General features: G+C 43.4%; 4 protein-coding genes. All 4 read left to right on the plus strand.

Translation table 11 applies throughout. The annotated features are described in order from the left end of the window. The first annotated feature begins 18 nt into the window (after nt 1–18). Complete coding sequence (locus CSD97_RS18470) at nt 19–3,003, plus strand: SusC/RagA family TonB-linked outer membrane protein (protein WP_098032896.1); 2,985 nt, start codon at nt 19–21, stop codon at nt 3,001–3,003. Nucleotides 3,004–3,031: 28 nt separating this feature from the next. After that, on the plus strand, nt 3,032–4,678 hold the full coding sequence (locus CSD97_RS18475; RefSeq protein ID WP_005835044.1) for a RagB/SusD family nutrient uptake outer membrane protein: 1,647 nt from the start codon (nt 3,032–3,034) through the stop codon (nt 4,676–4,678). A gap of 409 nt (nt 4,679–5,087) precedes the next feature. Then, complete coding sequence (locus CSD97_RS18480; protein ID WP_034523328.1) at nt 5,088–5,672, plus strand: zeta toxin family protein; 585 nt, start codon at nt 5,088–5,090, stop codon at nt 5,670–5,672. After that, nucleotides 5,659–5,850: a hypothetical protein gene (locus CSD97_RS18485; RefSeq protein WP_005835040.1), complete on the plus strand. Its 192-nt coding sequence runs from the start codon at nt 5,659–5,661 to the stop codon at nt 5,848–5,850. Before CSD97_RS18480 ends, CSD97_RS18485 begins: the two co-directional genes overlap by 14 nt. Nucleotides 5,851–6,659 lie beyond the last annotated feature (809 nt).

A 6,659-nucleotide genomic window follows, 5' to 3' on the forward strand; every position in this document is an offset into this window, starting at 1 on the left:
AGTTCCGCGAAAACTTTGGTGATTTCTTATATTGGTATGCAGACGCAGGAAGTGGCGATTAAGCCGAGTGTAAAGGTGACAATGAGAAGCAATGCAGAAGCTTTGGATGAGGTTGTGGTAGTGGCATACGGTACTGCTAAAAAAGAATCGTTGACCGGTTCTATCTCGGTGGTTGACAATAAGAAAATAGAGAAGCGCATCACAACCAGCGTAACCGGTGCACTTGAAGGTGCCGCACCGGGTGTACAAGTGAACAATACATATGGTGAACCCGGTTCTGCCCCCAGCATCCGTATCCGTGGTTTTGGTACATTGGTTTCAGGTGCTTCAGATCCTCTGTATGTAGTGGACGGAGTCCCTTTCGATGGAAACATGGCCGAACTAAACTCTAATGATATTGAAAGCATGTCCATCTTGAAAGATGCTGCTTCGGCTGCATTATACGGTAACCGTGCTGCCAACGGTGTTGTCATCATTACAACCAAGAGCGGACGAAACACTCACAAACCGAGTATTACGCTGCAAATGAATCAAGGTATGTATAACAGAGGTATTCCCGAGTACGACCGTCTGGATGCAGACCGCTGGATGGAAGCTACCTGGATGGCCAAGAAGAATGCCATGATGAGCAATGCCGGCATGTCGGCAAGCGATGCTGCCGCATATGCCACGGGACACGTGGTTAGTGAATCTATCGGTCGTAATATCTACAATGCCGCTGGTGATAAGTTGTTTGACAATAACGGTAAACTGATTGCCACTCGCCTGGCTGGCTATGACGACTTGGACTGGCAGAATGCCATCGAACGCACGGGACACCGTCAGGAATACAATCTTTCTGCCGCCACTTCGGGAGAGAAATACAACGTGTATTCTTCCATAGGCTACTTGAATGAGAAAGGATATGTAAAAGCCACAGGTTACGAACGTTTCTCCGGGCGTATCAACACTACTTATACACCTAACAAGTGGTTCAAGGGTGGCGTGAACCTGACTGGCTCGTGGACCAAGCGTGACTATAACAGTAATGCCAGTGGCAACTATTACGCCAATCCGTTCTATATTACTCGTTATATGGCTCCGGTCTATCCGTTGTTTATGCACAATGCCGACGGTACATACCAACTGGATGCCGATGGTAACAAAATTTATGACACCACCTCATCTTATCTGAGTAACCGCAACATCGCTTACGAAATGTTGTATAATAAGCAGGAAAGTGTGCGCAACGTATTGGGCGGACAAGCTTTTGCCACCATCTCGTTGCCGTATGGACTTTCATTAACTGTAAAAGGTGACCTGAACAACAGCACTTCGAACAATAAGAAATATGACAATCCCGAAATTGGAGACGGTGCTACGAATGGCGGTCGTTTGACAAGTTATGCCTACCAATACAAGACTGTAACCTTGCAGGAAATTCTGAGCTGGAACTATCAATTTAATCAGGTACACAACGTGGAAGCTATGGTGGCTCACGAGAACTATAGTTGGGAGCGCAAGTACACTTCCGGAATGAACACCGGTATGGCTGTAGACGGAAACCTTACTATGGGTAATTTCCTTAACAACTCTTATTTTTCCGGAAGTGATGATGAGGACAAGACGGAGTCTTATCTGGCACGCGTAAAGTATAATTATGACAACCGTTATTTCGTAGAAGGTTCGTTCCGTCGTGATGGTTCCTCACGCTTCCACAAGGACAATCGCTGGGGTAACTTCTATTCTGTTGGTGCCAGCTGGAACATGAAACAAGAAGCTTTCTTGCAAGATGTAGATTGGGTGGATGCCTTGAAGTTGCGCGCGTCCTATGGTGAAGTCGGTAACAATATGGGCGTAAGCCTTTATGGTCACATGGCTCTTTATACCATTGACAAGAACGGTGGTGAAGCCGCTTTGGTAAAACAATCACTTTCAGCACCGGACATCAAGTGGGAAACTACACAGACGGTGGATGTTGCCGTAGAGGGGCGTCTGTTCAACCGTCTGAACTTCCAAATAGGCTATTTCGACAAACGTTCCAAAGACCTGCTGTTTGAGGTACGCCTACCGCTTTCTGCCGGTTCTTATCCTTGGGTCGATGATACTGCCCCGATGAACCTGACGCAATACAAGAATATCGGTACCGTGTCCAACCGTGGCTGGGAAATCTCTTTGAATGTCGATGTCATCAACAACAATGACTGGAAATGGAACATCGGCGCAGACGCTACTTTCCTGAAGAATAAAATCGTGAAACTGCCCGATGGAAAGGACATCTTGCATGGTATGCAAAACTACTCCGAAGGACACTCCATCTACGAATGGTACACTTACCACTTCGAAGGTGTGGACCAGATGACCGGTACTTCTCTCTATACACTGGATCCGGACAAGAAAGCCGCCGCCCAAGAAGCCGGTGCATTGACTACCATCAACGGTACGGACTATGCTACCGCGACTTCATACGCCAAACGTGACTGGGCCGGCAGCGCACTTCCTACGGTTTACGGTTCTATCAGCTCAGCTCTTTCTTGGAAAAACTGGGATTTGAACATGCTGTTTACTTATTCTTTAGGCGGTAAAACATACGATGGTAGCTATGCCAGCTTGATGGGTGTGTCTGAATCCGGTGCTGCCGGCAGCGCTTACCACAAGGACATCCTGAATTCTTGGAAAGAAGTTCCTGCGGGAATGACAGAAACTTCTGCCAATCGCATTGATCCGAATGGAACTCCGCGCGCCGACTTTTACAAATCGTCCGACCTGAATGCCACCAGTGACCGTTGGCTGACAAGCTCTTCTTACTTCGTATTCAAGAACCTGAATCTCTCCTACAGCTTGCCCAAGCGTTGGCTAAAAAGTGTAGGTATAGAAGGCCTTTCGCTGACTGCCGGTGTAGAGAACCTTTTTACATTGACTTCACGCAAAGGATTGAATCCGCAGTATTCCTTCAACGGAGGTTCGGACGATACGTATGTGACAGCCCGTGTTTATAACTTCGGACTGACTGTGAAATTCTAAAGGTATAACCATATAATTTGTATTAGAAATGAAAAAGATTATCAATAAATTGTTCGCAGGAAGCCTATTGGCAGGTATGATGCTGGTGTCTTCTTGCGCTGGTGACTATCTGGATACAGCACCTACTGACTCAACCGGAGCAACCGATGCCGTAGGTACCACGGCCAATGCCATGAAGGCATTGAACGGTATCGCCAAAATCATGACAACACAACACTCCTATTTTGGAGGTGGATTTGCTGGTGAGAACAACATAATGATTCAGTACGAAAGCTACCCGAGTGAAAATTACAATTACAATTATTACGCATCCGGATGGTCTCCTATCTTCAATCAAGAGTTCCACACACGTACTAACTCCATTTACGATGCTTACGCATGGTATTACTATTATACCATAGCAGGTAATGCCAACACCATTCTTGCCAATATAGACAATGCCGAAGGTACGGAAGCGGAAAGGAATTTTGTCAAGGCATCTGCACTGACTTTTCGTGCATACGCTTTCGAAAAACTGGTACACTATTATTGCTGGCGCTGGCAAGATTCCAACAATGGCGCTTCGCAGGGGATAGTACTTCGTTTGGACGAATCTACCGGTGGACAAGGTTATGCCACATTAGCTGAAACGTATGCACAGATTTATAAAGATTTGGACGAAGCCATCATGCTGTTTGAGCAAAGCGGTATGGACCGTAATGCCTCACAAGTATGGATGCCGAACATCAATGTGGCACATGCCATCTACGCCCGTGCCGCTCTTACCAAGCAAGATTATACCAAAGCATTGACTGAAGCTAAGCTGGCTCGCCAGAACTACCCACTCATGAGCAATGCAGAATATCATGCAGGGTTCTGTAATCCAACCAGTGAATGGATTTTCGGAAGCTTTGGTAGTGCACAAGAGAATAACTGGTATTGGAGTTATGGTACTCAGTATGCATGCAACGGATATTATGCCAATGCGGCAGGGGCGGCAAACGGTGCAGGCTCTATCGGTCGTGAACTGATTAATCGCATTCCCAACAACGATGCTCGTAAGGCACTGTTCCTAACCGAAGACAAATTCCCCGGCTATAACTTCAATGACGGTTCAGCCATGGATTTAGGCTACGGCATTCTTGGAATGGGAGATGATGAGAAAAAAGCAGATGCTCTTTGGGAAGAAGCAGCTGCCTATTGCCAGAAAATGGCGGTCAGTGGCCTGGAAGCTCCTTATCAGGCTGGTTATATGTATCTGGGGGGACAACTGAAGTTTTATGTATTCGACACTCCGGGCGTCAGCTACCTGCCTTTCATCCGTTCATCGGAAATGGTATTGGTAGAGGCAGAGGCTAATTATTTCTTGAATGACGAGACTGCTGCTCGTGCCGCACTGGTAGAACTGAATGCCACTTCCGGACGTAATCCTGAATACACTTGCGACAAGAGTGGCGAAGCTCTTTGGAATGAAATTATGGACTATCGCGAATTGGAACTCTGGGGTGAAGGTTTTGCATGGAGCGACTACAAGAGATGGAACCGCGACATAGTCCGTCACAGTTTTGCCGAAGGTGGTAATGCTCACATTTCCGTTGCAAAAACCATTCCTGCCTCCGGTGTCAACAAATGGACATGGGATGTACCTTTGAATGAAACTGATTACAACGATGAGTTGAATCTTGGAGGAAAATAATTCTACCGGAATTATTCTATAAATAAAGTGTTTTTTGAGAGAGGGGATGCTATAAAGCATTCCCTCTGTTATTAGAGGAGAACAATAAAAGCGTTTCCACACTATTCTCAGGATATTTGCCTGCCATTTGGTATTCATCAATGATCACTAGAGGGGAGGGCTATCTATATAGCGCAAGTGGGAAAGGCAAGTACTTTGCTCCACCTCAATTCGTAAAACGTACTTTGGTAAACAGATATTTCATCAAGAAGAAAATAAGGATAGATGATATGTGAGAAATGTGGAGTTCTCAAAAGAGTCCTGTACTTCTCATACCTGCGGAACAATCAACTTTTAAAAAACAATAACTATCAATTATCCATAATCTTATAAAAATGTCGTATGTTTGCAATTAGATAAATGCATGAATATGGATTCTAAAAAACAGCTCTACATCATTAGTGGTTGTAATGGTGCTGGTAAGACTACGGCATCTTACACTGTGCTACCGGATGTTCTGGAATGCAAGGAGTTTGTTAATGCAGATGAAATAGCTCGTGGATTATCTCCTTTCAATCCCGAAAGTATGGCTATTGAAGCCGGACGGTTGATGTTACAAAGGATTAATGAATTGCTGAGAAATCAACAAAACTTTTCTATAGAAACCACACTTGCCACAAGAACTTACACCCGCCTTGTCCATCGTGCGCAAGAGCAAGGATATAAAGTCAATTTAATATATTTCTGGTTGAGTTCGCCCGACTTGGCTATTCAGCGTGTAGCCCAACGTGTACGTAATGGTGGGCACGACATTCCCAAAGAGGTTGTGATTCGGCGTTATCAAGCAGGTATCAATAACTTTTTCAATATTTATATGCCCTGTGTGGACTATTGGCTATTGGCAGATAATAGCGAGACACCCCGTATTATTGTTGCTGAAGGCGGACGGGGGATGGAGATGCATATACATCATATTGAACGATTTAATAAAATACAAAGTTATGTCAGAGAATGAAAGAAAAGAACTGAGCGAAAAGTTACATTTCGGTTTGGCATTAGCCGAACGCCGTATGCTTGAAGAAAAAGCATTGCGCAATGAATGCATTATACAAGGCTTGCCCAATGGAGAAATTAAAAGTGTACCTGCACGTATCATGCTGCGTAAACTTTATGGAGAAGAACTGAAACAATAGGAGTATCCTTTCTTCAATAAGCAGCAAACCTGGATTGCCCGCACGATATGAGAGCTAGAGTGGGTCACAAAAGCATATTCTGCATTTCCTGATTATGATAAAAATATCTCCACCCAAGCGACGTAATTTCATGTAGACTATATTTTCTCATAATAGGTATTCCTCATCAGAAAAATATAATCCCAAACAAGAAACCAAAAACATTGTTTACTACATAAATCTTTGGGGAATTAAAGAACTAAACCTTGACTGAACAATCGTTTTTCCATCCGAAAAGGGCAGGTTTACATTTTTGACATACTTCCAATAGTAGTTTTTCGCAGTTACAGAGTTCTTTACTTCAATTACTTTTGTATTTGGAATAAACAAACGGATATCTCCATTTAAAATAAGGACAATTGCATAGTGTTCTATGCATAAAATGGATAAATGGGTAAGATGGTATCTATGTAACCTTTATAATTTCAATAATATTTTATATAATGCTTTACGTTTTCATGGATGTAACAAACAATACAAGTAAATAATTGACAAAAAACAACTAAACGATAGATGTTGACATAAGCATTCATTCTTAAAAAAAAAGAAATCCTAACGTTATGATTATAACATATTAGTACAGAATCAGACTATTATAAATCAGCACATTACTATTACAAATAGTATCATATAAGTAGATTGTCATGTATAGTGAACATGTATAGAGTATCTCCCAAAGGGGAACACTTCCTTTTGAAACTTTCTTGAATTATTGTACCTCCTTTATTACCAACAAGATACACATATTGTAGTTCCGCGAAAACTCTGGT

Source organism: Bacteroides sp. AR29 (assembly GCF_900217715.1).
In the GTDB taxonomy this organism is placed as follows: domain Bacteria; phylum Bacteroidota; class Bacteroidia; order Bacteroidales; family Bacteroidaceae; genus Bacteroides; species Bacteroides uniformis.

What these genes read in the sequence shown, in the direction of transcription:
- CSD97_RS18475 (WP_005835044.1), top strand. Translation starts at nt 3,032, where the DNA reads ATGAAAAAGATTATCAATAAATTGTTCGCAGGAAGCCTATTGGCAGGT.
- CSD97_RS18480 (WP_034523328.1), top strand. Translation starts at nt 5,088, where the DNA reads ATGGATTCTAAAAAACAGCTCTACATCATTAGTGGTTGTAATGGTGCT.
- CSD97_RS18485 (WP_005835040.1), top strand. Translation starts at nt 5,659, where the DNA reads ATGTCAGAGAATGAAAGAAAAGAACTGAGCGAAAAGTTACATTTCGGT.